Origin of the sequence: Clostridium sp. LS (assembly GCF_002760435.1) — a bacterium.
Taxonomy (GTDB): domain Bacteria; phylum Bacillota; class Clostridia; order Clostridiales; family Clostridiaceae; genus Clostridium.
Window position 1 is genome coordinate 61819 of the sequence record NZ_AUUU01000066.1, and the last position, 25618, is coordinate 87436.

Below are 25618 nucleotides of genomic sequence, written 5' to 3' on the forward strand. Positions count from 1 at the left end.
TTTAATAAAATTATGAATGCACTAGAAACATAAGTAAGAAAAACAGCTTTGAAAAAGAATTTCAAAGAAAATATAAGGGGCTGCCTTAAAATTATCTAATTTTAAGGCAGTCTTTAATTTATATAAACATTTATATAAATTAGAATTTATTATTTTTTTGCGCACATAATATCTTGAACATGTTCCAAGCATTCTCCGAATCTTTGGAAATGGACAACTTCTCTTTCCCTTAGGAATGATAGTATTTCTTTAATTTGTGGTTCATCAGTTAAGTGTATTAAATTTTCATAAGTTGCTCTAGCTTTTTGTTCAGCAGCTAAATCTTCATGTAAATCTGCAATTACATCTCCTTTTGCTTGGATATAAGTTGCAGTCCATGGATTGCCGGTTGCATCTACATAAAATAATGCTTTTCTATGATCAGCATAAGACCCTCCAAGACCTGCTTTCTTAAGTTCTTCAACTGTTGCATTTTCCATAAGTTGGTACACCATTGTTGCAATAATCTCAACATGCGCCATTTCTTCTGCTACTATTGCTTAAAGGTAAAAGAACCTGTCTTGGACGTTCTTTGTCCGAACCAACTAATATAATATCTAATATTCTTGTTTTACTATCCCAGATAACATATTTAACAAGACTTCGAATTAATCTTTTTCTATCCTCAAACTCTTCAGTAAAGTCATAGAACTTTTGAAAATTATCTAAGGTGTTTAATATTTCATCTAAAGATTCATAAGTACTAGCAATTTGATCATTAGCTAAGGATAAATCATTTATTAATGAAGTAAGTTCATTATTTCTATCAGTAAGCTTTTTTATTTCAGTCTTAAATGGTCCAAGTAATTCAGGATCATTATCAAGGTATACCATTTTCATTACTAAATTACTAATAGACTTTTTATTACTTTCAATTTCTTTTGTATAGTTAGAGATTTGTGTTTTATTACTGATCTTAACTACATTTTTCTTTTTTAGTTCTTCATAATTTTTGATTATATCCTCATGGGTTAATGATTTTAATGTTGTGACAACAAAATCTTCAGCATCATATGCATTAAGCGCATCATTGCTACACCTATTTGCATTTGAATTTCTTGAGTTACAGGAATAGTATCTGTAAGCATATTTACTACTTAAATTTTGCCTTGGTGCCATAGAAGATTCACATTCTTTACATACAACTAAACCAGATAATAAAGCTTGCTGGCTTGTACCTTTTCTGTTAGAAGCGTTAGTGTCTCTTATCTCATCAGCAATGAGCTGACATTTAATCCAGGTATCGCTAGGAATTATTCCAGGATGTTCACCTACAGATATAATCCAATTTTCTATAGGAGCAAAGCTTCCTTTTTCTGTTCGTCTATTATAAGCCATAACACCATTAATGCCATCTATTTTTTCATATCCGAATACTTCAGCACCATGCTTTTTTAAATAATCTAATATATTTTTATCTGCAATTGAATATGTAGGATTATCAATGGTCTGTTTAACTAAGTTTCTTGAGAAAATAGAACCCTTTCTACTATAAAGTCCTTGATCTTCTAATAATCTGCTTACTTTTTGATAACTTTTATATTTCATGAATAATTCATAAATAAGTTTAGGAATTTCACTTTCATCAGGATTAATTTCAAGAATATGCTTTTTTCTATTTTTTCCATTAGAATGGTTATTCTCAACTTCAATAGATTTATAACCAAGTGGGGGAGGGCCACCAAGCCATCTTCCAGTCTTAGATAATTCTCTTAAATTATCTTTTATACGTTCTGCAATTGTCTCTCTTTCAAGCTGAGCAAAAGTGGCAGAAATATTCATCATAGCTCTGCCCATAGCAGAAGAAGTATCAAATTGCTCTCTAATTGAAATAAATGCAGTATCATACTTATTTAATATTTCTATAGTACTTGCGAAATCAGCAACATTTCTAGATATTCTATCAAGTCTATAACAAATAAGATGAGTAAATTTCTTAGATTTTATGTCTCTCATAAGTTTTTGAAATTTAGGTCTATTTGTATTACCGCCGGAAAAGCCTTCATCCTCATAAATTTCGTAATCATCTATGCTTAGATTTTTAGCATATTGTATACACATTTGGATTTGATTTTCTATAGAGTCTCCTTTTTCAGTAAATTTACTTTTACGGGAATAGATTGCTGCTTTCAATTTGGATCAATCCTTTCTAGAGTTTATAGTAATTAAGTTAAAATACCTATATATAGCTATCCTATTATTACGGAAATAGATAAATTCTTAAATATAGATAGTGAGTTAATTTAATATTTGGGTTAAGATTTATTGAGAATATTATATCACGAATTATTATGTGTGCGAATATATGTTTGTGTTAAATAGCAATATTTTGAAAAGAATTTGTGATGTTTTTTGTTATTTATTGTAATTGTGTTAGCAAAATATGTTACAATAAAAATAAATGAGTAGATTCATTTTATAAATTAAACTAATAATTTAATTAAAGCAATGAGGTTATAATTCGGAAAATGAGTAAAGATAATATTTGAAATTAACTAAAAAATTTAATTAATGGAAATAACACATTATTTATGAATGAATTTGTTAGCAATTAAATAGCCTAATAGAAATGTATAAAATTATATTAATAATGGTTTGGGGGATAAAGTATGTATGATCATGAAGCTTTGCAAAATCGCGTAATAAACAGAAATGATATAACTACTATGGTAACACATTTAACAAAACCATTACAAGAAGATATAGGAGATTTGAGCGAGAATGATATAAACATGTTGGCGGTTGATAATCTTATTAAAATTTTAAATGATCAGAAGATTAAAGGAAGCACTTCGAAAGGTTTTATAATTGGTAAAACTCCAGCCGTATGCTTTCAAGATGTACCATTTTATGGAATGATTCAAAATGTAGAACATGAAAAGCAAAGAAGAAAAGATGAAAAAGATACAAAAATTAGGTATTGTGGAGTTGGATTGACATTTTCTAAGTTTTATGTTTTCTCAAAAGGTGGACGACCTGTAATGTATGAAGAAAAGGAAAAAGCTAAAAAAATATTACCCGTTGATCAACATTGGAGGATAGTGAATTTTCATATTCAACCTTTTGATCCCAATATAATTGATTGGACTCATGAGCGAGAATGGAGAATGCCAGGAGACTTTAGTTTCGAACTAGATCTTGTTCATATTCTTTTGTATGATAAAGAGTGTTGGGATTATTTTTTTAAAAAGTGTGACAAATCAATAATTGATAAAATCCATGGAGTTACAATTCTTAAAGGTTTCTTAATGTAGAAGATTGATATAGGTACTTCATTAATTAGAAATGAATTAGTGGTATTTTTATTATTTTGGATAAAAGTACTATAATAAGAATATATTAGTGATGTTATATTACATGATTAAGATGCTATTCAAAAAGAGAAATGAGGGAACTTTTATATGATAAATATATTCATAGACACTAATGTTTATATTAAATTATTAACTAATCCAGAGGAAAGAAACTTATTTGAGGAATTAATGACATTAGTTAAAGAAAAAGTTGTCAATTTATTAGTACCAGAAATAGTTACATTGGAGTTAGCAAAGCAAAATAAAACAGCAAAACACAATTTTGAAAACGAATTAAATAAGTTAGAAAGTAGTATAAAAGAATATTCTAAATCATTATGGTCAGAAGTTAGGGACATAGAAAAGAAAATAAATAGTGTAATTGTTGAGGAAAGAAAAACTAAAGAGATAATGTGGAATAAAAACTATATTGCTTTATCTGAGTATTTAATTTCAAAAGAAGTTCAATATATAGAGTTTACACCTGAAATAATGTGTAAAGGAGAGAAAAGGAAGATCTCTGGGGATTTAGTTAGACCATGTGAAAATAGTAGTCAAGATTCTTATAATATTGAATCTCTAATTAGCTACTTAAATTTACTCGATAATAAGGAAGAAATGGAATTAATAATTTGTTCCAATGACATTAAAGATTTTTCAAAAGATAAAAAGGGAAGTAATGGATTTTACGAGTTGCATCCTATATTACAAAAGGATTTCCCAAATACAAAATGTATTAATACATTAGAAAGGTTAATGAAATATATAAATTATGGATATGAATACATAAATCAAAATGATATTGATAGAACTGCTATTGATGAGTTAAATGCTATTGCAGATAAAATAGACGAGAATGATTATGATGTAAAATACATAGAATGCGAAAAACAGTATATAGAGAATCTAAAAAATGTGTTTAATGATAAGATTAAATTTACTAAAAATGAATTGCAAAATTATAGAGCTTTAGTAATTAGTAATATTAATGAATTATTAAAAAAATGTAGAAACACAGAAACATGGGATAATAAAAGTGAACTGAAATTATATAGATGGATAAAGGACAGAGATGAAAAGTTTATAGATGTATCAAAATTAAGTGATCTTATATTGATTAGAGAAAATATAAAGGATTATTTAAATATACATTTAAATAAAAAACAATAGCATTAGACTAAGACTTTATGTAACAAGTATAAGAATTCCCAATAAGATGTTACATGTTATTGAGAATTTTTATACTTAGTATACCCTTTAATTTCAATTTAATAATTTCTGCGGGAACATAATAACTTCTTGCCAGCTGTTCCAAAGAAAACCCATCCAACTCATTCTGATCGACAGCCATATCGCCTCAACCAAAAACTCTGTAGTAAATTTATTATATATATATAGATAGTTATAGAATAGCACATTATTCAGAAAAGAATTTGTGGTATTTTATTGTCATATGGCATTAATTTGTAAAAGTATGATATAATTAGAAATACTTGAAGTTACTATTAATGAAATTCAATATTCATTGAATGGAGAGTTAGTATAGTTTTTTCGTTGAATAAGATTCATATTAATAAGAAATATCTAAGGTAGGTAGGTTAAATAATTATGACGATGATTTTATCATGCAAATATATGGACAAGGGATTCCTAATAGCTGATTCCAGAGTGACTTGGAAGCAAAAATCAAACTCGATTTTTGAAGATACACTTCAAAAAATACTTCCATTAGACAGTCACAGCGTAATTGGATATTGTGGTGATATTACAACAGCAGAACTTATAGTTAGAAAATTAAGAGAACATGCAGTAAAAAAAATGAAAAGCAATAAGCTATATATAACTACAAAAGATATTACAAGAATTTCTAGACATTATCATGGCATTAGAAAAAAAATAACAGAGCTTGACTGTGAAGTTGCTTTTATTTTAGCAAGAATAGAATCAGCAGGAAATATTGAGTTCATAAAATATTGTTCACCATATTTTAAGGCTATTAATATATCAGAAAGGCTAGAAGTAATCGGATCTGGTCAAGTTATTAAAGGAGAAATGGTTAAGCAACTAGATAATATTGATAAAGAAGTAAAAACATACAGAATGTTTGGGCTAGCTCTTATCTCTAAAATAGAAGATGAGCTTAAAAAAAATAGTGTGGACACTGTAGGGGGATTTTTTCAAGTAATAGTTTTAGGTTCAGATGGAATTTTTCCGTTTGGTTATAATTCAGTATCCATTAATCCTGGTGAAATTCCAAACAGTAAAAGTATATCAATAGGTGAACATGGGGAATGGGTTCAAGAAGATTTTTCAAATAATTCAAAAATAACTTTATGTGAGCCAATGTTTATGAATAAATATCCTAAAGAAATGAGATTTAAGGATTTCCATATTAATAATAAAATTTCTCCAATTTATAAGTGGCATTTAAATTACTTTATAGTTTGTTCAAATATTAATAAAGATAATACTGATGGAGCCATAGAGTTTTCGGAAGTAACTTCTGTTTTGGGTATAGGTGAATTTCCAATAGAAGTAAATTTGAAAATAGCTATCGGTCTTTGGGGAACAAGAGGTGAACATGAACTAAAAATAATTGCTAATTATAATGTAGAACAAGTATGTATTTTTAACCAGAGTATTAGTATTAAGAATCTTCTAGATGAAGTAGATTTTGAAATACCAGTTAATTTAATTATTAGAAAGCCAGGTCCAATATTTCTAGAGTGTACGATAAAAGACCAAATCATTGGACGGCATTGTATATACATAGGAGATATACGATTAGATTTACAAAGGAAAAGAGATATTGAAAAAATAAAAAAAACGCTCATATCGCAACAAGAGAATTGCTTGGATCCAGTCATAGAAAATAATGGATTACCAATGATGATGTATCAATTTGTTAGTCGAAATGCTGTTGCAAAAGAATCGATTTTAAGGATTGAGAGCGAGATACAAAGAGTTTTTTCTTATGAATATCCATTGAAAATTTTTGTATATATAATAAGTGGAATTGCTATGCCCAAAGGTGAGCGTGAAATGGAAATAAGATTAATTAATGCTGTTACTCAGGAAACTACTATAATTAATAAAGAACCAATAATATCAAGATCAAGTTGTAAAATAATTAATGCTTCAGGTATTTTAGAATTAGAATTCAAGAATCCAGGTATATATTACGTAAATACATATATTGATAATTATTACATAGGTACTAGGCTACTTTATGCGGATGATTATGATAAAATTAAAGAATATGAATTGGAAGTTGAGGAAGATGTTATCCAGCAAAAAAAATTAATATTTATAACTAAGCCATATAATTAAATGGGAAATAGTCACAAGTAATTAGGTTTTCAATATTAACAACGAGATTATAAATTCGAGTCATTTATAAATTCTTATTCATTAATATGAAAATTTTGTAATAGTATAATTTTTATCGAATAGTTTGAAATTTACAATACCTACAAGATTAACTTAATCCAAACTTAATTATAGATATAACAGCAAATAAAATTTCAGTATTGATATTGAAAATTAACAAGTTTAGATACCGCAATATTCTTTGATGAATTTGTGGTATTTTTGTTATTTTATGGAGAATTAATAGCGAAATATGATATAATAAAAGAAGATTTTTGCAGTAATGAGTAGAGGGAGAAGAGAGATTTATGATCAAAATTGAAAGAAGTGAAAATGGGGAATTACATTTTATAGGAGAATTTAATCTAGGGGCACTTGGTAAATATACAGATGAAATAATTGAATTTAATGTAGATAATTTTGCACCACTAACTAATGAATTAGATTTTGATAGCGACGATACAGAAAGCATGTATTACAAAAACAGATTTTCTAGGCTAGAAAAGATTATTAGTCTGGAAATGAATGAGGATGAAAAATTAGAAAAGCTTGCAGAATTCTATGAAGAAAAACAAAAAGAGGTTATAGAGCATTTGGGTATGATTGAAGATAGATTTTTAAAATATATTCTTCAGGATTTCGTAGACTGTGATTTTCCGTTTTGGGAAGAAGCCGATGGGAGCATAACATCATTTATTATCCCTGAGAAAATGCCTAATCTTTTAATTAATGATGAAGATGAAATAATTAAAATGGTTTATGGAAATATACCAAATAATATTTATGAACTGATTGATCCAGACTATGAACCTGATAAAAGTGTTATATCTGCAAAAGAAATTTGTTTGAAGTACTTTCCTATGATAGATGTGGATAAGCTTATTTCAACAATATACCCAGATATAATAGTTCTAAATGGTGACATTTTAATATTCCAGTGTTCAAGTAATGTTGGAGACGGAATGATTATATGTTCAGCTTATGACGAAATATTACCAAATTATAAATTTGATGATTGGCATAATCATTAATTACGTAAGTTAAATTAAATATATTTTTATTGGAGATATAAGGAGAGCTATTAATATGAATAAGGAAGCAGTTAAAGAAATATTAAAAGAGTTTGGCTTATCAGAAAGTAGAGCTGAATATTATGCAGAACGTGAGATAAAAGATAAATTTGCATGGTTATCTGCATTTCGTTTTGTAAGACCATTAAATAATAGTCTTGAATTTTATAATAATGAATACGCAGATATAATAAAGAAAAGAATTGAGAAAGGATTAGATAATTCCGAAATTGAAACAGAATTATTAAATAATGGAGCAACTCCAGAACTATTAGGTAAATTTGCATATGAAATAGCATTAACAGCTTTCAATGAAGTTTTATATCGTTTATCAGATCCTGCAGGGGGCGATTATGATTTAGAGAATGAGGGAGAAGGGTTACCATCTTGGAGATTAAAGGAGAGAAATTTAAATAATGAAGTTACAAAAAGAACACTAGCAGAGATGCATAATTTAATCCCGTTTTCGAATTTTGAATAAGAGAATAAAGTTTACTTACCACATTATTCAGAATTAATTTGTGGTACTTTTGTAAATTAAATAAATTAGTTTTACATATTAAGGAGTAGAAATGAATATTCGTAAGCAAAAACGTGAAGAAGAGGAAGAACTAAACAGAAAGAGAGAACGAAAAGTTTATAATCGTTTATGCCTTATAGGTTCATTTATGCTATTACTTGGCAGCTTTTTTGGAACAGCAAGAGGAATGAAGCAATCTGTTTTCACTATTCTTATAAATAATCCGTTAAAAGGGTTGCCTTACGTAGTAATAATTGTAACTATTACTGCTATTTTCTATGTTATTGTGCGTTTTTTTAGTTTCCCCAAAGGTAAATAATTTATATGCAATAAAAAGATTAACATATCATATAGGGGAATATGAGTGTTACTCTTTATTTGGATATTTATTCTATAAGCAAGATGAAATTTACGTTTAAAAAAGGTAAAAAATTATATATAGAAAAATTTTTATCAAAATTTATTGAATAATATGAGAGCTGCGATTTTAAAGAATTTAAATTATTAGAAATTTGGGAGATATTTTTATGAAATACATATTTTATTGGGATGAGTCTTCTCATACACGTAAAATTACGGGGAAAAATAAATCAGTTAATATTTATGGAGAAAATGAGAACGATATATATATTTCTGTTTACATTGGCGGAGAAAGCAATCAAATTAGTTATTTGTTAGAGGATTATAGAGTAATAGAGAATGAATTTAAGCAAAAAAGAAAATTTGATAATCAACAGGAGCTGAAAGGGACAAATTTCAAAAAGAAAAATTTTACTTACGGTGTGAAAACTTTTAATGAAGAAACAATGTCTTTTTATTCAAAGTTTTTTAAAGCACTATATGATAATAAAACATATTATCATATAACAATGATTAGTAAAACAGAAATTCTTATTGAACAATCATTTAAAGGAATTACTAATCCTTTTGTAAAAGCTGAAGCATTTTATTATTCATTAATTAAATTCTTATACAATTATAGGTGCATTCCATTTATGCTTGAATTTTTTGAAGAGGACACAGTATCTAAAAATGATTTGATTGATAAAATTAAAGATATATTAATTGGAGTAATAGATAAAACAAATGATATTCCGAGAAAGGTACATGAGACAGGAACTTTAAAGCAGTTATTATTTATATTAGATAAGTTCTCAGTTCAATTTGATACAAAGCTAAAGTATCCTTGGGATTATACTTTAGTATATGAGGGCTTTAATAATTATTTAAAAGAAATGAATATATATCAATCTGATTGTCATCTTTATATGGATAAAGAATCAAAAGTCCATGAATATGGATTAAATTACTCTTATGGAATAATAGAGGAAGTAGATTCTAAACAGAAGATTGGGGTGAGGATTTCTGATATATTAAGTAATTTTATTGAAAGAATATCATATGCCATTCAAGTTGATATGAAGGAAATAGAGATTCAAAATGTACATAGTATTAGAACCGAGGATTTTGAGAGAAAAAACTTGTTGAGTAGGGAATGGTTTGATATTAATGAATATCAGTTTCAGTTGTATAAATTGATTGCAAAATATTTTGCGTTATATGGTGATATATATTGGTCATCATATACTGGCATTTATTCTGATGATACAGTTAAGTTTTTTTCTCTATTCCATTATATAGATATATATGAAACATATGAAGAATTTCGGAAGATTGATCCTTTTATGCATACCGAGAAATACAATGCATGTGTATGCGAAAGGTTAAATGAAAGTTTTGATAATATGTAATAAAGTTTTACATTAATTTTAGGAGAATTAGAGTTAAATGTATTTATAATAATAGATAATATATTAATATAATAGGGGGAAGTATGCTTAGTAAAGTTGATATTGATAAGGAATTATGTAGAGGTATAAATATAGTACCATTTAATGGTGATAATATTAAAGAAAATTCTATAAATTTAAGTGCAAGCTCTTACGCTTTTCCTATGTCAAGTGGAAAGTGTTTCATTAAAAATGATGGAGACATCGTAAATATTTATGAGAAGAATGAAGAAGATGATGGCATAGAGATAGAGATAATTAAAGGAAAAACAGCTGTATTTGAATTTAATGGTCAAAAAATAATTATATTACTTCCATTTTCAACAACATTAATAGAGACAAAAGAGGTTCTAGCCGTTGATAAAAATATTGGAGGAACGTATCATTCAAAAGTTGGTATAGCATGTCAGGGAATAGGACATATAGGTACAATGCTTGGTCCAGGTTTTTCAGGACATTCTCTTGTACCAATTCACAATATATCAGCAACACCATTAAAATTAAATGTTGATCACACATTTGTATCTGTAGTATTTAATTATTTAAAATCTCCAATAGATTATCCTAATCCAACGGATAATGGTCATCTAAATAAGTTGGCTGAATATGGAGTGAAATTAGATTCAGAGGTAGCTAAGTTTCTTGATCAAGATTGGAAAAGAAATATAGACATAGTAAGAGAAAATATGGATTTAGATGATAAATTCAAAGAATATAAAGAAATTTTAAGTAAAAGAAAATATAAAAAATTTTTAAAATATATAAATTTTAAGAATTTCGTATTATTAATAATATCATTAGCAGTATTCATAGCATTTTATTGGATAGCTCTTTGTTTAGATTCTAAATTAAGTAATCCTATATGGATTGATAGATATTGGACTGTTGGGTTTTCAGGAGCTTTTATATATATTTTGGGAATTTTACGTAGCTTCATTAAGAGTGAATAATAATAAAAGTCTTTTGGTGTTAGGATATGTGGTGCTTTATTAAACTATAGTATGATAAAACACTAAGAAAATGAAAGAAAACATAATAAAACTTACCTAAAATTGACATTATCTTTATCTTATAATGTATCATTAGATTTGAATAGTTTAATGATACATATTAAGATAAAGATAATTTTATTATGTAAGGATGATAAGTTATGATTTACAAATATGAGAGAGTTAGCACAAGAAAGCAGAGTGTTCTTGATAAGCTAGGAATTACTTTTGATAAAGCATATACAGATAAAATAAGCGGAAAAGGTATTGATAGACCTGCATTAAATAAAATGAAATTAGAGGTTAATGAGGGGGATATAATCTATTGTGAGAGTATTAGTAGATTAGGAAGAAATGTTGATGATCTAAGGTCAACATGTGATTACTTTAAGAATAAAGGTGTTACAGTTTATTTCATTAAAGAGGGCATAAATACAGATGGTGACGGCTATAAGTTTATATTAACTATCTTGGGAGCAGTTGCAGAGATGGAGAGAGAAAATACAGTTGAAAGAGTGCAGCAAGGTGTAACAAGATGTATTGAAACTAGGATAACTAAGACTGGTAGATGGTTTGGTAGGGAAGAAAAGAAAGTTGAAGACTTACCAAAAGATTTTAAGAAGTATTATCTTAAGATGATAAACAAAGAATTGAGTAAGGTTGAAATGGCTAAGTTGTTAGATGTAGGAAGAGCAACTCTATATAGATGGATAAAGTTATATGAAGGAAAATAATTAGGTTTGCAATAATGTTTTAAATAAACCTTGTTAGTTGAATAATGAAATATCTAAATTATTTTAAATTAGAGTATTTCAAGGACATTACGTGCTATGTACGGGGTAACAGTAAAGGTGTATTGAAACTCAATACTTACCGTTGAGTAAGTGTCTAGAGTTGAAAAATATATTAGGATTATGGTTTCATGAAATAAAAGAGTATGAGAATGAAGAAGAAACTGTATCATAAGTAACGGATAATCGTTTTGATCAATAAAAGGTGAAGATATAGGAGAAATACTTTGGGTTGTATTAAAAAACATATTATTATATTACATTGAATGAGTAAATGATAGCTTATGTAAATGTATATGTCCAGTATAAATAAGTAACCTTTTATAATCAATAAGGAATACTGTGGCGTAAATTACAGAAATAATGGCGTGCAATGATGTTAAAATCTGATGAGATAAATAATATAATCCTAACATAAGATGAAGTTAATTTTGTTTATGCAATAGATAACTATTACATCTATAAAATATAGGAGGGTTATATATGAGTAAAAAAGTAGCACTAATTACAGGTGCATCGTCAGGTATTGGAAAATCAACTGCAATCGAACTTAACAAAAGAGGTTTTATAGTTTATGGAGCAGCTAGGCGAAAAGATATGATGCAAGACCTTGAGGTAAAAGGAATACATACAATTTCTTTAGACGTGACAAATGATGAGTCTATGGTTAAATGTGTTAATGAGATACTTAATAAGGAAGGCAGAATTGATGTACTTGTAAATAATGCAGGATATGGTTCATATGGAGCAATAGAGGATGTACCAATGGAAGAAGCACGTCGTCAGGTCGAAGTTAATTTGTTTGGGCTTGCTCGAATGGTACAACTTGTAGTGCCAAGTATGAGAAAAAATAAATCTGGTAGAATTGTCAACATTTCCTCTATGGGTGGAAAAGTATGGACTAAATTTGGTGGCTGGTACCATGCAACCAAGTTCGCAGTAGAAGGTTTTTCGGATTGTTTGCGATTGGAACTAGAACCATTTGGAATTGATGTAGTTGTTGTCGAGCCAGGAGGAATAACAACTGACTGGGGCATTATTGCCGCAGAAAAACTCCGAGATGCATCAGCAAAGGGGGCATATGCACAAGCAGCCAGCAAAACAGCGGATGGTATGATTAAGAATTATACTGGAAATCAAATGTCGAAACCAGAATTGATTGCGCGTTGTATTGGTAAAGCTGTAACTGTAAGAAGACCTAAAACACGTTATCTAGTAGGCTATGGTGCAAAACCGATGGTATTCATGAAAAAAGTTCTTGGAGATCGTGCTTATGATAGCATCATCAAAATGTTCATTTAGTATAGTTTTAAAATTATATTGCAGTCCTAATGAAAAAGGATTTATATGAGAGAATGATTAAAATGAATATTATGTTTTGAGAGGTAATTTATATATGGACAATTTATTATATATCTTTAAAATAAAACAGATCCCGATAATTTGAATTACACAATCAGTGGATATTTTTATCTGGCAAACTTCGTTACCCATATTATGATGGAATTTGTAGTAATCTACCTAGGGATGAATATTGTTGCTTTATATAATATTGTTCCATTAGTTTTGCTTCCTATATGCATATATCTAAATCACATAGGGAAAAGTAAAGTAGCTATTATTCTGGCATTAATGGAGCTTTGTGTATTTTCAATTTTATCAACAATAACAGGCGGATGGAATCTATGACTTTATTTGTACATGCTTGTAGTAGTTGCACTGGCGTTTTTTCAAATGCACTTGAAATAAGGGTGAAATTTGTGATAACTATTATCGTTACTGTAGTATTGAGTGTGTTAAAATTTTATGCACCAGTTCTTACAATAACTAACGGTTCTGTAACTGTAATTATAATTTACTGTATAAACCTTGTTAGTTCTATAGCTGGTATTGGGGAGAGTGTGAGTTTTTGGAACCACTAAGCTACGAGAAAGAGAATATTAAGAAAAAGGCGATTGTTTGTGCTAAGAAGATAGTGAACGAATAAGACACAATTCTTGGAATAAAGAGATATACACTAATCTGTATTTTAAATAAATATCTAATGATAGATATGGAAGGAGTTTAAATGTCTACTAATAAATTTATACTAGATAGAAAATTTGCAGATGTAATCGAAAGTCTTGGCATATCAATTGCAGAAGTACTGAAAAAATCTAACTTACCTGAAGATTTATTTAGTCATCAGATGCCTTCTTTAACGGCAATTGAATATATTAATTTTATGGAAATATTAAAAGAGTTATCAAATGATGAGTATATCCCAATAAGGATTGGTACAATAGAAAATATAGAAACATTTTCTCCACCTATATTTGCAGCTTATTGCAGTAGGAATGTATTGACCTGTATGAAAAGAATATCAACATATAAGAAACTTATATGTCCATTAGTATTCCTAGTTAATGAAAATAAAGATAATATAACATTGGAGATGACTTTTGAAAATACAGAAAATGAATTACCAGAGTTTTTAGTTGCAATAGAAATGGTATTTTTAGTACAACTCATTAGAAATGCTACTAAAACTCGTATTATCCCTAAAGAAGTTGTGACAAAGCATAAGATAGATAACGATAATTATGAAAAGTTTTTTGGAATAAGACCCAAAGTAGGAACCAGAAACATATTGACAATATCAAAAGAAGATGCACTTCGTTCTTTTATAAGTCAAAATGATGCTATGTGGGAATATTTTGAGCCTGAACTAAGAAGACGACTTAGCGAATTGGATATAGATGACACTTATGCAGCTAGAGTTAGAAGTGCGCTTATAGAACTTTTACCGGCAGGAGAAGGAAGTATAGATGATGTGTCATCAAAATTAGGCTGTAGCACAAGAACTCTTCAAAGAAAATTAAAGGAAGAAGATACTACATTCCAAAAACAGCTAAACCATACCAGAGAACTACTTGCAAGGCATTATTTAAAAAATTTAGATATATCTAGTGATGATATAGCTTACCTTTTAGGGTATCAAGATTTAAACTCTTTTGTAAGAGCATTTCATATATGGACTGGTATGACAATAAGTGAGTATAAAAAGAAAACAAGTAATTAGTCATTATATTTGAAGAAATGTATCCGAACCTTCCTTCACGTTCTGTCGAATTATATATACATATTGTTTAATCAAAAAGCAAATTAATTTCTACATGTGCTTTATACAAAAAAGATAAAAAAGTGTTTGTTCGGTGTTTATCCTCCGATATTGGAGTAAATTTTTTAATTAATAGATAAATGTATCAATTAGCTGAAACGTAGTAAAATATCAGGTTACAGAATCTTATAAAACTTAATGAAATTTATCAAAATGTATAGGTGGTATCTATCTGAGAGTGCCATAAAAAGTCTGAAATTAATTAAATAAATAAGCTGCTATAAAAAATTTATATTCTTAACTAAGATAAATATTATATTAATGGTGCAATAATGGTGCAGTAGACTGCACAAATTATAGAAAATAACAAGTTATAATGAAAAAATAGAATTGATAAAGTGGCTTAGATACAAATGATTAGAGGATAACTAATATTAAGTGGAAAATGATTTGATCGAATCCAGAAATCGTAGTTTAAAAAGAAAAAAATTTAATATTCATTTCAAAAAAATCCCTGCTTGTAATAGAAGCAGGGATTTTTAATATTTACAGATAATTAAACCTTAATTTCATAATTTCTACAGGAACATAATAATTTCTAGCCAATTGCTCCAAAGAAAAACCATCTAATTCAAGCTGATCCACAGCTGCATCATCTATCAAAAACTCAGCAGCAAAAACATTAGCCTCATATTCAGATTTAATCTTACTTACATAATTATTTTCATTAATAAAATAACATGAAGATTTCGGATGCAAAACTGCATGTCCAATTTCATGAGCCAAAACAAAGCATCTTTCAATTTCAGATAAAACTGAATTTATAAAGATGACTTTGTTTTTCTTTATATATTTGTACATACCCCACACGTTGCCCAAGGGTTGAATAATAACAGTGATGTCTAGGCATTCAGCCAATTCATAAAGGGATGAAGTATTGTATTTCTTCTTTAGTTTATTAATTATTTTTCTTATATAATCCCCAGCCAAATTAAACACCACCTATTTTTTGAATTTTATCGGTGTATATTTCTCTTTATTTTTTACTTTTATTTTTTCAAGTGCTACTTGCATAGCAAGTTCTAAATAATCGAAATCTTCGTCCTGGAGTTCCACGCCATTATAGTATTTGCTTCCATCCTTTTGTTCTCTATATTCATCCATTATTTCTTTAAGGTCTTTTTGGATGTCTTTTTTATCTTTTTCGGTTAAATTTGTTTGTTCATCAGTATTAAGGTTAATATAACCTACCAATTTCATTAACTTATTGTAGTCTATATTATAAGCATTTGAAATTAAATTAAGAGTTTCAGGAGTGGGCTTTATTACTGAGTTATTTCTTGGGTCAATACCTTTTTCTAGCATACTTAAATAGGAATGACTTATACCAATTAATGAAGCAGCATCCCTTAGACTCAATTTTAATTCATTTCGCTTTTCTTTAAGTAAAGTTCCTAAATCATCCATAGAATAACCTCCTTATATATGATTGTAAAGCAAACATTACAAAAAGAGAATAAAATTTTCGTAAAACAAGTATTACAATATACTTAAAGGAGGTGTAAAACATGATTAACAATATAAAAAAAGAAAGAGTTAAGATAGGAATATCACAAGACAAGTTAGCTAAAAAGGTAGGGGTTTCGAGACCAACCATAAGTAATATTGAAAGAGGAATTTACGATCCATCGGGACCACTATTATTAGCAATAGCTCAGGTTATTGGAAAACCTGCTGAACAAATTTTTTTTATACATCCTGTAAAACATGCATTACAAGGTTCTGATAATTAAATTATAACTTTGAAAGAAAGTGAAATAAATCGACAGCCATACACTAAAGACAAGGAAAATAAGTAATTTCAATACTTGAAAGGAGAGGAAGTATGGAAGGAAATACAAAAATAATTAAGATCAATGAAAAAGAACTTAAAGATTTATTTTGTTCAGCATGGCATTTAACTAATTTTATAGAGGATTTAAAGGAAGAGAAAATTTCGGATTTTGCAACTCCATGTGAAACTTGCAAATATCAAGTAGAGTGCAATAAAAATGATAATTTCGATGCGTATAGTCATTTTGAAACCTTAACAAAGTTAACTGGCGTAATATGTACTCCACTTAAAGGTGCCAGAGAGCATTCTTTTAAGTTCTTAATTGAAGAAAATCAAATAATAGAAACTGCTCAAGAAGTGTCAGTTCAAGAGCAGTATGTAAGTGAATGTAAGGATTGTGGCAGGTTTAACCAATTTAATATAACAGAATCAATTAATACAAAACCTAAATTTTGTGCAGGATGCGGAAGAACTATTTCTTATCGAAAAAGCCATTTTCTTTAAAAGTAGATTCAGAACCACAATAAGGGCAAAACTTAACATCACTTTCGAGTGGAATACTTTCACCATTGTTTAAGTCACAGAATTCATTGGTGCAGTTGTTTATTAGATATTCACCACATTCTTGGCAGGATAAAGCGTCGTCAATATGATTTTCAAAACTGCAATTTGGACATTTCATTATTACACCCCCTTCGTAACATAATTTTACCATATTCAGGGGAGAGATGAGAAAAAATGAATAATAAACCGGTAAACAAAAATGACACAGTTTATAGAATTGCTAGAAAAAGAGCATCAGAGTTCAATGAAAAATTTAAAAGCATAGAAGGAGCAAGTGAAGCTATAGGAGTTAGTAAAGATCAACTTTCTAACTATGAATTAGGATTGTACAAGCAATTGCCAGTAGATTCTGTAGTTAGAATGGCAGATGCCTACAATGCGCCGGAATTAATGAATTATTATTGCTGCAATGAATGTGTTATAGGAAAACTTACTATGGCACCAGTAGAACTATGTGGAATTGAAAGACTAACGATTCAAATACTGGCGGTTCTAAATAGTACAAGCATTACCAAAATTAAAGAATCACTAATTGATATAACTGCAGATGGGAAGATAACAGAAGATGAGGTGCCAAGGCTGCAAGAAATTATTGATACTTTAGATGAGATTTCAGTTAAATCTCAATCTTTAAAGATATGGGCTGAAAAAAACTTAATGAGTTGTTGCAGAAATGATTAATAGGAACTAATTTTAAATATTTGCATACTATAAAAGCAAATATCAAGGGAGGGGTAGCATGAAAAGTAGACAACCTATAACAGTTAGAGTTCATTATCCTGAAACAACGGAAGGAATGGAAATGCTTAAAAAGTCCCAGGCAGAAGTTATGATTGATATTTTAGAAAAACAGCTAGGAGAAAAAAAGGTAAGAGAGCTTGTTGAATATATGAAAATTAAAACACAAAGAGCTTAGGATAAATAGGCCGAAGAGCCTTAGTGACTTAGATGACATAATAAAAATATTGATATTTAAAATCTAACTGGGGAGTGAGAGAATGTTCTATTTATTTTTAGATTTAATCAAATCACAAACTACAGAAGATGAGTTTAGGAAAATATTAAAGGACACTGATGATGATATTAAATTCAATAGAATACATTTTGGAAAAACAACTGATTTAAAAGAATACATTAGAATTTGTGCTATTTGTGTGAAAGTTTATTCAAGGACGGTTACAAAAAATATGCAAAATATATTAGATGCACTTGATAGAATTGTTGCTGCAACATTTGAAATTAATGATAAAGGCACAGGTAAATCACTAAAAGAAATTATTGAAGAAGATGTTAGAAAAGTAAAAGAACAGGAGGTAAGTTATGCAAACCATATTAACTAAAAAGTTAATACTTAAGAATTTCAAAGGCATAAAAGATTTAGAAATTGATTTTGGAAATATAACAAATGTATTTGGAGAAAATGCAACAGGAAAAACAACCATATTTGATAGCTTTGTTGGCTCCTATTTGGGAAGGATAGTAAAGATAGAAAAGACTTCGAAATAAAAACCCTGGATCATGATGGACAGGCTATACATGGATTAGAAAACAGTGTAACTGGAGTATTAGAGGTTGATGGAGAACAGATAGACCTTCAAAGAATTTTCACTGAAAAATGGACAAAGAAAAAGGGACTTGCTGATAAAGTTTTTTCAGGTCATGAAACAACTTATTATATCAATCAAGTCCCAGCGAAACAGAAAGAATATAACGAAAAGGTTGATAATATCTTGACGGATAACACCTTTAAGTTAATATCCAATCCTCTATATTTTAACAGTATAGAGTGGAAAAAGCAAAGGGAGATTTTATTAGAAATTATAGGAGATATTGAGCAAGAAAATGTTATTAACTATAAAAAAGAATTAAAGCCACTTGAGGATCTTCTTTCAGGTAAGACGCCAATTGATTAATTGAAGAGGATTTTAAACTTTTAGAATCTAGAAAAACAATAATTCAAGGCGGCATTGATACTTTATCCAAAGAAATAGTTGCAGGTGATAATAGCTCCATAAAGATGAAATTGGAAAAGGAGCTAGCAGATTTAAAGCTTGAATATAATACTAAATTATCTGAAGCCAAAGAAAATTTAAATAAGCCACTAGATGAATTGAATACAAAAATTTCTGATAAAAAATATGAGATAAGAGATTTAGAATATAAGATTCAAATCTTAAATAGAGATAAATCTAATGCAGAAGAAGCGATTAAAGATGCAGATATTATAATTGCTAAACATAAAGAAAAACAACAATTACTTAGAGGAGAATGGCAGCAACAATATGGAGCTGTATTTGAATTTGATCAAGAAGAAAGATTTTGTCCAACATGCCATAGAGAATATGAATTTGAACAACTAGAAGAAATCAAATCCAATGCTCAAGGATACTTTGAAGAGATTAAAAATAAGAAGCTTAATTCAATAAATAAAGATGGTAAGGCGCTTGGAGAAAAGATAAGGGACTTAGAAAATTCCATTGAAAATCACAATAAAAATCTAGCAGCGTATAAAGAGCAGCTATATATAGATAACTTGAAACTTAATCAACTTAAAACTGAATTAATGCAATTAGAAAGTCAGAAAGGAAGCATGAATATTAATTCAACAATAACTTTTGAAGGTAAAGAAGAATTAACTAATGCTATAGATAAAGCCAATAGTGAAATAACAAAATTTAAATTAACAGACCAAACTGAATTGACTAATAGAAAACTTAATCTTGAGAATGAGCTTGAAAATATAAATAAAAAGCTTGGGCAGAAAGATATTAATGAAAACCTAAGAAAAAGAATTCAAGAGCTCCAGGAGGAAGAACGAAATCTAGCTAATGAAATAGCAAAGCTTGAAGGATATGAATTCTTATGCGAAGAGTTTATTAGAACTAAGGTTGAACTATTAGAAGAAAGAATTAACTCAAAATTTAAAACAGTAAGATTTAAGTTATTTAAGCAACAGATAAATGGCGGAGTTGATGAATGCTGCGAAGCATTAGTTGATGGAGTTCCATTTTCAAATGCTAATACAGCAAGTCAGATAAATGCAGGTATTGAAATTATAAATACACTTTCAGAATTTTATGGAGAAACAGCCCCAATATTTATAGATAACAGAGAAAGCATCAATGAGATATCTAAAACAGAAAGTCAAATAATTAACTTGATTGTAAGTAGAGATAAGCAACTTAGAATTGAGGCTGGGGATTATCAAGAAATTACTGAAGAAAGAACAGCATAGAAGTTTTAAAAATGAGTTATTAAAGATGGAGAGTGAAAAATAATGAATGATAAGTTACTGCAAATATTAAATTATTTATCGGATTTCAGTATGGAAAAGTCAAAATGTTTTGGTACACCAGAACAAAGTAAATTACACGAAGAAAAAGCAGCTGAAATATATAAAATTCTGGTAAATGAAATAGTAGATTTATTTGTAGATTCAAGAGTAGCAGAGGAGACTACTAGGGTAATTGAAGATAATCAAACAAGTGAAAATAGCTTTGAAGAATTTTATAGAACATTCTTAGATGATCCAGGAATAAAAGTAACAGTTGTACATGAAATGATAAAACCTAAATGGGCACTTCAAGAAGTCAGCATAAGCGATGTCATGTATGCCTTAGGATATAACCTTGAATCAAGAGATATTGGAAGAGTATTAAAAGAAGCAAGATTTTATATAAAGGGGGAAAAGTAAGATGGCTGAAACAGGATTGGTTTTAAGTAAAGAAGATGCATTTAATAATGTAATGGCTAAGATAGCAGCTCTTGAAAAGAATAATGGAATTAAATTACCGAAAAATTATTCAGCAGAGAATGCGATTAATTCAGCTTGGTTGATGCTCCAGGAGGTTGTAGATAAGGAGAAGACACCAGCCTTGGATGTATGTACAAAAACATCAATAGTTGAATCTTTATATAATATGGTGCTGCAGGGATTAAGCCCAGCTAAAAAACAATGTTACTTTGTAGTATACGGAAACAAATTAGTACTTATGAAAAGCTATATGGGAACCATAGTTGCAACCAAAAGGATTAATGGAGTTAAGGATATAAAAGCCTTCGTAATATATGAAGGAGATACATTTGAAACAATATTTAATAGTGATACTTATACTATTGAATTTAACTATCAGCCAAAATTTGAAAATATAAATTCAAACAAAATAAAAGGTGCATTTGCATTAATAATAGGTGAAGATAACAAACTTTTGCATACCGAAGTAATGACAATAGAGCAAATAAGAAAATCATGGGGAATGGGAACAGCTTATAAGAGTGGAAGATCAAGTACACATAATGATTTTGCTGAAGAAATGGCTAAGAAGAGTGTAATAAATAGAGCGTGTAAGAGATTTTATAATACCTCAGACGATAGTGATGTATTAATAGAAAGCTTAAATAATACTGATGAGGATTATGATGATTCAGATATTATTGAAAATACAAAAGCACAGGTACATGAAGAAATCAAAGCAAATGCAAATCAAGAAGTTATAGATATAGATCCAAAGCAAGTAACAGAAGTTAATGAAAACCCTATTAAAAATCCAATTCCAAAAGAGCCAAGTGAAAATAAAACTGAAAAAGCTGAACAGCAGGTAATGTGTGAGTTCTAATGATTAAGGTATTAGCTTCAGGAAGCACAGGAAATTGCTATATTATTCAGGCAGAAGAAGACATTCTTCTGCTTGAATGTGGCCTAAACATTAAAAATATAAAAAAAGGATTGGATTTTGATTTTAGTAAAGTAAAAGGATGTTTAATTACACATGAGCATAAGGATCATTGTAAATCAATAAATGAAGTCTTAGCAGCTGGAATAGACATTTATATGAGTCAAGGAACAGCCAAAGGAATTGAGTTCCTGGATGAGAGATATAGTTATAGATTCAATTATTTAAGGCATAAAGTACCTAAGCATATAGGAGGATTTACTATAATCCCATTTAGTGTGCAGCATGATGTAAATGAACCATTAGGATTTTTGATATTTCATTCTAAGCTAGGAAAGATACTATTTGCAACAGATACTTATTATTTAATAGCTACCTTTAAGAATGTAGACCATATTTTAATTGAATGTAACTATTCAGAGGATATATTGCCAGAATTGCCCGCGTGGAGGGCTAGAACAATTAAAAGCCATATGAGTTTAGAGACGTTAAAAGAAACGCTAAAATCGTGGGAATTAGGCAATACAAAGGATATAACGCTAATTCATATAAGTAATGATAATGGAGAACCAGAAAGATTTAAACAAGAGATAGAAACCCTTACAGGGATTAAGACATATGTAGCAGAACCAGGAGTGACAATAAATTAAAAGGAATAATTAAGGCGGTGAGCTTATGGCAAGACCAATAAAAGAAGGCTTATCTTACTTTCCTTTTGATGTAGACTTTTTCTCAGATAAAAAAATTAGAATTTTAAAATCAAGATATGGAGCAGATGGGATTACATTGTACATGTATCTATTATGCGAAATATATAAAAACGGATATTATTTAAAAACTGATGATGATTTTTTATATATCATATCAGATGATCTCAATATGAGTTATGAGAAGATCAGGCAGATTATGAACTTCTTACTTGAACGGTCACTGTTTAACGATACACTTTTCAAGTCGGACAAGGTCTTAACCTCCATCGGAATACAAAAAAGGTTCCAAGAAGCTATCAAATCTAGAGCTTCAAAAAGGACCATAGAAATAACAGAGTTTTGGCTTTTAGAAAAAAATGAGACTCAAAGCTTTATTAAAGTGAACCCAAAAACAAATTATTCCGAGATTAACCCGAATAAATCCGAGAATAACTCCAATAAATCTGAGATTAATGACACAAAGAAAAGTAAAGTAAATAAAAATAAAGTAAAAGAAAGTAAAGTAGATAATAATATATTCTTTGTTTATGAGAATTGTGGTTTTGGTACTATTAATAATTATACCAAAGAGCAGTTAGAAATAATGGTTAGTGAATTTAGTTTTGAATGGACCAAAGAGGCTCTTGAAATTGCAACAACAAATGGAGCCAGAAATCTAAAATATGTTCACCGTGTTTTGGAGAATTGGAGGGATAAAGGAAAAAATTATGTTCCAGGTCATGGCATCAAAGATAATGTCAAAATACTTAAATTCAATAATTTTGAGCCAAGACAATATGACTATGACAAGCTAGAAAAGAAGTTATTGGAATGGGATGATGATTAAAAATTCAATTCCATTTCCTGGGAAAATATTAATTTAAGAGGTGAGAGATATGACACCGCAAGAATGGAGAAATAAAACTGTAAGTGATATAGAGAAAAAAAGAAAACTTAAGCTTGAAGGCGAAAAACAAGCCAAGAATTATAGTTTTGAGAATATGAAAAAAGTTCAAAGGAGGCTTAATAAGTAATGGATATTGGATTAGAAATGCATAAAATTTTTGAAGAGTATTATTCAGTGTCGAGCAACGAATGGAGAAAAACGATTATTGGGTATGAGCCACTAGATGAAAGCATAGAGATTCCTAAGGATGCAGATAGAAAGACCGCTATAAAAGTAATGTTTAAGAATAAAGATTGGATAAGAGTTTACAGAATAAGAAATGAAATTGAGTGGTACTAGAGGAGATTTTTATGGCAGATACAAAATATAAGTCAAAGAAAATAACAGTTGACGGATATACATTTGATTCAATAGATGAAAGTAAGTATTATCAAGTATTACTTATAAGAAAAGCTAAAGAAGAAATTTTAAATTTTGAGATGCAACCTAAATTTGTATTAATACCTGGATTTAAAAAACAGGGAAAGACTTTTAAGGCTATGACTTATACACCAGATTATTTAATATATCATCTAGATGGTTCAGAGGAATTAATAGACATTAAGGGATTCTCAACGCAGCAAGGGGAACTTAGGTACAAGCTATTTAACTATTTCTATCAAGATAAAAAATTAACCTGGCTTGCGAGAAATTTAAAACATGGTGATAAGTATGGATTTATTGATTATTTTGAACTTAAAAAGATAAGAGAGAAAAATAAAAAGATTAATAAAAAAGCAAAGGGGGCTTAGTGGATGTTTAAGATAACTGTAGTTGATCAAGATTCTGGAGAAGTTGTAGAGGACATTAATGCTTCAGAATACAATCTTCAATGGACTCATCATGAAGATGCTGGAAGTATACATCATTCAATTGCTTTAAATAACGCAAAGTATGGAGAGAAATGCTGGATAAAAAACTATGCATATTCACCTATAGCTAGACGACTAGTTGAGAAATTTCAAGAATTAGAAGGGCCAATAAGGATCTTACTGAATATTTAGGATATAAATACATTATGGAAACAAGTAATTATTACACAGCACATATGGACATAGAAAGATTGATACTCTTAATTTATCATGAACTGCTTCACATTGATATTTCCGATGATAGCATACGTAAGCATAATATTGAAGATTGGAATAATATAGTTGCAACTTTCGGAAGAGAGTGGTCTGATAGTAAATCTACTCTCAAAAATATACTAGATGATGATTTTGAAGAGTGGGAAAAGTTACTGAGGACAGAAAAACAAATGAGTTTATTTGACGGTGCAGGTGTAATTGATTTGAAAATTGCCAGGTAACTACAATTGTAGTATTAGCTAAAATCTTGCAGGATTAGCGAACAGGGATTACAAATGTTAAGGTTGAAACTGCAGGTTAAATATGGGGGAGAAATCCCCCTATATAAAAGATTAGTAATGCAACACATGTAAAAAAGGCGAAGTAAATTATAAAAATGATCTTTGAAAATTGAATAGTGCGATTTTTACAAAATATGCTATAATCAATACAGAATAGTAAATCTTTGTGCAACAAAGTAAATAAAGCAAATTATAGGAGGGAATTAAATGAGTAAAAAAAATTATGTAAATATCTTAACAGTTATACTAACGTTTATAATTGCTCACATTATTTATAACTTAACAGGATTTCAATATAATTTTTCTGAAGGAATATTAAATTTAAAATTATTAATTGATTTAGGATTATGGTTGCTAATATACGCGGCAGTTAATATAATTCTTGATAAAATATTATTGTCCAAAGGAAAATGATTTAATAAAGGTCATAGTAACTGTAATAAAATAAAAGATAGAAGTTCACAACTTTCCTATATCATGAATCAATAAAATTAAATAGCAAATTGTAAAATCGTATTATTCAAAATGATATGCTCCCTTTAAGGTAGACAGATTAAAAAATAAAAATCTGTTATTCGAAAG

35 protein-coding genes and 1 pseudogene are annotated in these 25618 nt (G+C 28.9%); 31 read left to right on the top strand and 5 right to left on the bottom strand.

Features of this window, described 5'->3' with window-relative positions:
* Positions 1–149: 149 nt before the first annotated feature.
* Both COL3_RS15745 and COL3_RS15750 read right to left on the bottom strand, forming a co-directional pair.
* Positions 150–527, bottom strand: a pseudogene (locus COL3_RS15745) (manganese catalase family protein); the annotation flags it as partial.
* On the bottom strand, positions 508–2172 hold the full coding sequence (locus tag COL3_RS15750; protein ID WP_008426434.1) for a recombinase family protein: 1665 nt from the start codon (positions 2170–2172) through the stop codon (positions 508–510). The pseudogene COL3_RS15745 and the gene COL3_RS15750, both read right to left, overlap by 20 nt.
* A 476-nt stretch (positions 2173–2648) precedes the next feature.
* Between COL3_RS15750 and COL3_RS15755 the strand changes: the two genes are divergently transcribed.
* The 13 genes from COL3_RS15755 to COL3_RS15815 all read left to right on the top strand — a co-directional run bounded on the left by COL3_RS15755 (position 2649) and on the right by COL3_RS15815 (position 14922).
* On the top strand, positions 2649–3293 hold the full coding sequence (locus COL3_RS15755; protein WP_008426435.1) for a hypothetical protein: 645 nt from the start codon (positions 2649–2651) through the stop codon (positions 3291–3293).
* A 147-nt stretch (positions 3294–3440) separates the two neighbouring features.
* Positions 3441–4502: a PIN domain-containing protein gene (locus COL3_RS15760; protein ID WP_008426436.1), complete on the top strand. Its 1062-nt coding sequence runs from the start codon at positions 3441–3443 to the stop codon at positions 4500–4502.
* A 438-nt stretch (positions 4503–4940) separates the two neighbouring features.
* Entirely contained in the window at positions 4941–6662 is a 1722-nt protein-coding gene (locus COL3_RS15765; RefSeq protein ID WP_008426437.1) for a 20S proteasome subunit (alpha or beta), read from the top strand.
* Positions 6663–7009: 347 nt separating this feature from the next.
* A complete protein-coding gene (locus COL3_RS15770) occupies positions 7010–7732 on the top strand; it encodes a hypothetical protein (protein WP_008426438.1) in 723 nt (240 codons plus the stop codon).
* Between the two features lie 55 nt (positions 7733–7787).
* Entirely contained in the window at positions 7788–8252 is a 465-nt protein-coding gene (locus tag COL3_RS15775) for a hypothetical protein (RefSeq protein WP_008426440.1), read from the top strand.
* Between the two features lie 91 nt (positions 8253–8343).
* Positions 8344–8610: a hypothetical protein gene (locus tag COL3_RS15780; RefSeq protein WP_008426443.1), complete on the top strand. Its 267-nt coding sequence runs from the start codon at positions 8344–8346 to the stop codon at positions 8608–8610.
* Between the two features lie 208 nt (positions 8611–8818).
* Positions 8819–10042 (top strand): hypothetical protein, encoded by a 1224-nt coding sequence (locus COL3_RS15785; protein WP_008426447.1) that lies wholly within the window; start codon positions 8819–8821, stop codon positions 10040–10042.
* Between the two features lie 83 nt (positions 10043–10125).
* On the top strand, positions 10126–11031 hold the full coding sequence (locus tag COL3_RS15790; protein WP_008426448.1) for a deoxycytidine deaminase: 906 nt from the start codon (positions 10126–10128) through the stop codon (positions 11029–11031).
* A gap of 200 nt (positions 11032–11231) precedes the next feature.
* The gene (locus COL3_RS15795; protein ID WP_008426451.1) at positions 11232–11804 is read left to right on the top strand and encodes a recombinase family protein; all 573 of its coding nucleotides are present in this window, start codon (positions 11232–11234) and stop codon (positions 11802–11804) included.
* A 540-nt stretch (positions 11805–12344) separates the two neighbouring features.
* Positions 12345–13163, top strand: coding sequence for an oxidoreductase (locus COL3_RS15800; protein WP_008426452.1), 819 nt, complete (start codon positions 12345–12347; stop codon positions 13161–13163).
* A 195-nt stretch (positions 13164–13358) separates the two neighbouring features.
* Complete coding sequence (locus COL3_RS29340) at positions 13359–13550, top strand: hypothetical protein (RefSeq protein ID WP_035283920.1); 192 nt, start codon at positions 13359–13361, stop codon at positions 13548–13550.
* Positions 13547–13783: a hypothetical protein gene (locus COL3_RS29345; RefSeq protein ID WP_008426454.1), complete on the top strand. Its 237-nt coding sequence runs from the start codon at positions 13547–13549 to the stop codon at positions 13781–13783. Before COL3_RS29340 ends, COL3_RS29345 begins: the two co-directional genes overlap by 4 nt.
* A 146-nt stretch (positions 13784–13929) precedes the next feature.
* Positions 13930–14922, top strand: coding sequence for an AraC family transcriptional regulator (locus COL3_RS15815; protein WP_008426456.1), 993 nt, complete (start codon positions 13930–13932; stop codon positions 14920–14922).
* A 585-nt stretch (positions 14923–15507) separates the two neighbouring features.
* Here the strand turns inward: COL3_RS15815 and COL3_RS15820 are convergent.
* Complete coding sequence (locus COL3_RS15820; protein WP_008426457.1) at positions 15508–15951, bottom strand: ImmA/IrrE family metallo-endopeptidase; 444 nt, start codon at positions 15949–15951, stop codon at positions 15508–15510.
* 12 nt (positions 15952–15963) lie between these two features.
* Positions 15964–16428, bottom strand: coding sequence for a helix-turn-helix transcriptional regulator (locus COL3_RS15825; protein WP_008426458.1), 465 nt, complete (start codon positions 16426–16428; stop codon positions 15964–15966).
* Positions 16429–16529: 101 nt separating this feature from the next.
* Between COL3_RS15825 and COL3_RS15830 the strand changes: the two genes are divergently transcribed.
* Positions 16530–16754: a helix-turn-helix transcriptional regulator gene (locus COL3_RS15830; protein ID WP_008426459.1), complete on the top strand. Its 225-nt coding sequence runs from the start codon at positions 16530–16532 to the stop codon at positions 16752–16754.
* Positions 16755–16846: 92 nt separating this feature from the next.
* A complete protein-coding gene (locus COL3_RS15835) occupies positions 16847–17299 on the top strand; it encodes a hypothetical protein (protein WP_008426460.1) in 453 nt (150 codons plus the stop codon).
* Here the strand turns inward: COL3_RS15835 and COL3_RS15840 are convergent.
* The gene (locus COL3_RS15840) at positions 17268–17477 is read right to left on the bottom strand and encodes a hypothetical protein (RefSeq protein ID WP_008426461.1); all 210 of its coding nucleotides are present in this window, start codon (positions 17475–17477) and stop codon (positions 17268–17270) included. The genes COL3_RS15835 and COL3_RS15840 overlap by 32 nt on opposite strands.
* A gap of 56 nt (positions 17478–17533) precedes the next feature.
* Here COL3_RS15840 and COL3_RS15845 point away from each other — a divergent pair, with 56 nt between their 5' ends.
* The 16 genes from COL3_RS15845 (at position 17534) to COL3_RS15915 (ending at position 25450) form a co-directional block, all read left to right on the top strand.
* A complete protein-coding gene (locus COL3_RS15845) occupies positions 17534–18040 on the top strand; it encodes a helix-turn-helix transcriptional regulator (protein ID WP_008426462.1) in 507 nt (168 codons plus the stop codon).
* 58 nt (positions 18041–18098) lie between these two features.
* Entirely contained in the window at positions 18099–18275 is a 177-nt protein-coding gene (locus COL3_RS28840) for a hypothetical protein (RefSeq protein ID WP_008426463.1), read from the top strand.
* 82 nt (positions 18276–18357) lie between these two features.
* Positions 18358–18699, top strand: coding sequence for a hypothetical protein (locus tag COL3_RS15850; RefSeq protein ID WP_008426465.1), 342 nt, complete (start codon positions 18358–18360; stop codon positions 18697–18699).
* Positions 18680–18865, top strand: coding sequence for an AAA family ATPase (locus tag COL3_RS15855; RefSeq protein ID WP_008426467.1), 186 nt, complete (start codon positions 18680–18682; stop codon positions 18863–18865). The genes COL3_RS15850 and COL3_RS15855 overlap by 20 nt, the downstream gene beginning before the upstream one ends.
* Before the next feature lie 224 nt (positions 18866–19089).
* Complete coding sequence (locus tag COL3_RS15860; protein ID WP_099716657.1) at positions 19090–19272, top strand: hypothetical protein; 183 nt, start codon at positions 19090–19092, stop codon at positions 19270–19272.
* Between the two features lie 104 nt (positions 19273–19376).
* Complete coding sequence (locus tag COL3_RS15865; RefSeq protein ID WP_008426468.1) at positions 19377–20594, top strand: hypothetical protein; 1218 nt, start codon at positions 19377–19379, stop codon at positions 20592–20594.
* Positions 20595–20636: 42 nt separating this feature from the next.
* Positions 20637–21053, top strand: a complete 417-nt coding sequence (locus tag COL3_RS15870; RefSeq protein WP_008426469.1) for a hypothetical protein — start codon at positions 20637–20639, stop codon at positions 21051–21053.
* Position 21054: 1 nt separating this feature from the next.
* Positions 21055–21975: a RecT family recombinase gene (locus COL3_RS15875; protein WP_008426471.1), complete on the top strand. Its 921-nt coding sequence runs from the start codon at positions 21055–21057 to the stop codon at positions 21973–21975.
* Positions 21975–22682 carry an MBL fold metallo-hydrolase gene (locus tag COL3_RS15880; protein WP_008426475.1) on the top strand — a complete coding sequence of 236 codons (708 nt, stop codon included), beginning with the start codon at positions 21975–21977 and terminating at the stop codon, positions 22680–22682. Before COL3_RS15875 ends, COL3_RS15880 begins: the two co-directional genes overlap by 1 nt.
* Before the next feature lie 25 nt (positions 22683–22707).
* The gene (locus COL3_RS15885; protein ID WP_008426476.1) at positions 22708–23568 is read left to right on the top strand and encodes a Lin1244/Lin1753 domain-containing protein; all 861 of its coding nucleotides are present in this window, start codon (positions 22708–22710) and stop codon (positions 23566–23568) included.
* 49 nt (positions 23569–23617) lie between these two features.
* Positions 23618–23755, top strand: coding sequence for a hypothetical protein (locus COL3_RS15890; RefSeq protein ID WP_008426478.1), 138 nt, complete (start codon positions 23618–23620; stop codon positions 23753–23755).
* The gene (locus COL3_RS15895; RefSeq protein ID WP_008426480.1) at positions 23755–23967 is read left to right on the top strand and encodes a hypothetical protein; all 213 of its coding nucleotides are present in this window, start codon (positions 23755–23757) and stop codon (positions 23965–23967) included. The genes COL3_RS15890 and COL3_RS15895 overlap by 1 nt, the downstream gene beginning before the upstream one ends.
* An 11-nt stretch (positions 23968–23978) precedes the next feature.
* The gene (locus COL3_RS15900; protein ID WP_008426481.1) at positions 23979–24419 is read left to right on the top strand and encodes a DUF1064 domain-containing protein; all 441 of its coding nucleotides are present in this window, start codon (positions 23979–23981) and stop codon (positions 24417–24419) included.
* Between the two features lie 3 nt (positions 24420–24422).
* Positions 24423–24671 carry a hypothetical protein gene (locus COL3_RS15905; protein WP_008426482.1) on the top strand — a complete coding sequence of 83 codons (249 nt, stop codon included), beginning with the start codon at positions 24423–24425 and terminating at the stop codon, positions 24669–24671.
* Between the two features lie 14 nt (positions 24672–24685).
* Positions 24686–24976 carry a putative metallopeptidase gene (locus COL3_RS15910; RefSeq protein ID WP_008426483.1) on the top strand — a complete coding sequence of 97 codons (291 nt, stop codon included), beginning with the start codon at positions 24686–24688 and terminating at the stop codon, positions 24974–24976.
* A gap of 267 nt (positions 24977–25243) precedes the next feature.
* A complete protein-coding gene (locus COL3_RS15915) occupies positions 25244–25450 on the top strand; it encodes a hypothetical protein (protein ID WP_008426484.1) in 207 nt (68 codons plus the stop codon).
* Positions 25451–25618: the final 168 nt, after the last annotated feature.

Excerpts from the sequence above, each read along its gene's own strand:
- COL3_RS15885 (WP_008426476.1), top strand. The coding sequence starts at position 22,708 with ATGGCAAGACCAATAAAAGAAGGCTTATCTTACTTTCCTTTTGATGTA.
- COL3_RS15775 (WP_008426440.1), top strand. The coding sequence starts at position 7,788 with ATGAATAAGGAAGCAGTTAAAGAAATATTAAAAGAGTTTGGCTTATCA.
- COL3_RS15825 (WP_008426458.1), bottom strand. The coding sequence starts at position 16,428 with ATGGATGATTTAGGAACTTTACTTAAAGAAAAGCGAAATGAATTAAAA.
- COL3_RS29345 (WP_008426454.1), top strand. The coding sequence starts at position 13,547 with ATGACTTTATTTGTACATGCTTGTAGTAGTTGCACTGGCGTTTTTTCA.
- COL3_RS15785 (WP_008426447.1), top strand. The coding sequence starts at position 8,819 with ATGAAATACATATTTTATTGGGATGAGTCTTCTCATACACGTAAAATT.
- COL3_RS15865 (WP_008426468.1), top strand. The coding sequence starts at position 19,377 with ATGAAATTGGAAAAGGAGCTAGCAGATTTAAAGCTTGAATATAATACT.
- COL3_RS15835 (WP_008426460.1), top strand. The coding sequence starts at position 16,847 with ATGGAAGGAAATACAAAAATAATTAAGATCAATGAAAAAGAACTTAAA.
- COL3_RS15870 (WP_008426469.1), top strand. The coding sequence starts at position 20,637 with ATGAATGATAAGTTACTGCAAATATTAAATTATTTATCGGATTTCAGT.
- COL3_RS29340 (WP_035283920.1), top strand. The coding sequence starts at position 13,359 with ATGATGGAATTTGTAGTAATCTACCTAGGGATGAATATTGTTGCTTTA.
- COL3_RS15830 (WP_008426459.1), top strand. The coding sequence starts at position 16,530 with ATGATTAACAATATAAAAAAAGAAAGAGTTAAGATAGGAATATCACAA.
- COL3_RS15765 (WP_008426437.1), top strand. The coding sequence starts at position 4,941 with ATGACGATGATTTTATCATGCAAATATATGGACAAGGGATTCCTAATA.
- COL3_RS15915 (WP_008426484.1), top strand. The coding sequence starts at position 25,244 with ATGAGTAAAAAAAATTATGTAAATATCTTAACAGTTATACTAACGTTT.
- COL3_RS15895 (WP_008426480.1), top strand. The coding sequence starts at position 23,755 with ATGGATATTGGATTAGAAATGCATAAAATTTTTGAAGAGTATTATTCA.
- COL3_RS15815 (WP_008426456.1), top strand. The coding sequence starts at position 13,930 with ATGTCTACTAATAAATTTATACTAGATAGAAAATTTGCAGATGTAATC.
- COL3_RS15760 (WP_008426436.1), top strand. The coding sequence starts at position 3,441 with ATGATAAATATATTCATAGACACTAATGTTTATATTAAATTATTAACT.
- COL3_RS15905 (WP_008426482.1), top strand. The coding sequence starts at position 24,423 with ATGTTTAAGATAACTGTAGTTGATCAAGATTCTGGAGAAGTTGTAGAG.
- COL3_RS15790 (WP_008426448.1), top strand. The coding sequence starts at position 10,126 with ATGCTTAGTAAAGTTGATATTGATAAGGAATTATGTAGAGGTATAAAT.
- COL3_RS15910 (WP_008426483.1), top strand. The coding sequence starts at position 24,686 with ATGGAAACAAGTAATTATTACACAGCACATATGGACATAGAAAGATTG.
- COL3_RS15850 (WP_008426465.1), top strand. The coding sequence starts at position 18,358 with ATGTTCTATTTATTTTTAGATTTAATCAAATCACAAACTACAGAAGAT.
- COL3_RS15800 (WP_008426452.1), top strand. The coding sequence starts at position 12,345 with ATGAGTAAAAAAGTAGCACTAATTACAGGTGCATCGTCAGGTATTGGA.
- COL3_RS15755 (WP_008426435.1), top strand. The coding sequence starts at position 2,649 with ATGTATGATCATGAAGCTTTGCAAAATCGCGTAATAAACAGAAATGAT.
- COL3_RS28840 (WP_008426463.1), top strand. The coding sequence starts at position 18,099 with ATGAAAAGTAGACAACCTATAACAGTTAGAGTTCATTATCCTGAAACA.
- COL3_RS15840 (WP_008426461.1), bottom strand. The coding sequence starts at position 17,477 with ATGAAATGTCCAAATTGCAGTTTTGAAAATCATATTGACGACGCTTTA.
- COL3_RS15770 (WP_008426438.1), top strand. The coding sequence starts at position 7,010 with ATGATCAAAATTGAAAGAAGTGAAAATGGGGAATTACATTTTATAGGA.
- COL3_RS15900 (WP_008426481.1), top strand. The coding sequence starts at position 23,979 with ATGGCAGATACAAAATATAAGTCAAAGAAAATAACAGTTGACGGATAT.
- COL3_RS15875 (WP_008426471.1), top strand. The coding sequence starts at position 21,055 with ATGGCTGAAACAGGATTGGTTTTAAGTAAAGAAGATGCATTTAATAAT.
- COL3_RS15780 (WP_008426443.1), top strand. The coding sequence starts at position 8,344 with ATGAATATTCGTAAGCAAAAACGTGAAGAAGAGGAAGAACTAAACAGA.
- COL3_RS15795 (WP_008426451.1), top strand. The coding sequence starts at position 11,232 with ATGATTTACAAATATGAGAGAGTTAGCACAAGAAAGCAGAGTGTTCTT.
- COL3_RS15855 (WP_008426467.1), top strand. The coding sequence starts at position 18,680 with ATGCAAACCATATTAACTAAAAAGTTAATACTTAAGAATTTCAAAGGC.
- COL3_RS15845 (WP_008426462.1), top strand. The coding sequence starts at position 17,534 with ATGAATAATAAACCGGTAAACAAAAATGACACAGTTTATAGAATTGCT.
- COL3_RS15880 (WP_008426475.1), top strand. The coding sequence starts at position 21,975 with ATGATTAAGGTATTAGCTTCAGGAAGCACAGGAAATTGCTATATTATT.
- COL3_RS15890 (WP_008426478.1), top strand. The coding sequence starts at position 23,618 with ATGACACCGCAAGAATGGAGAAATAAAACTGTAAGTGATATAGAGAAA.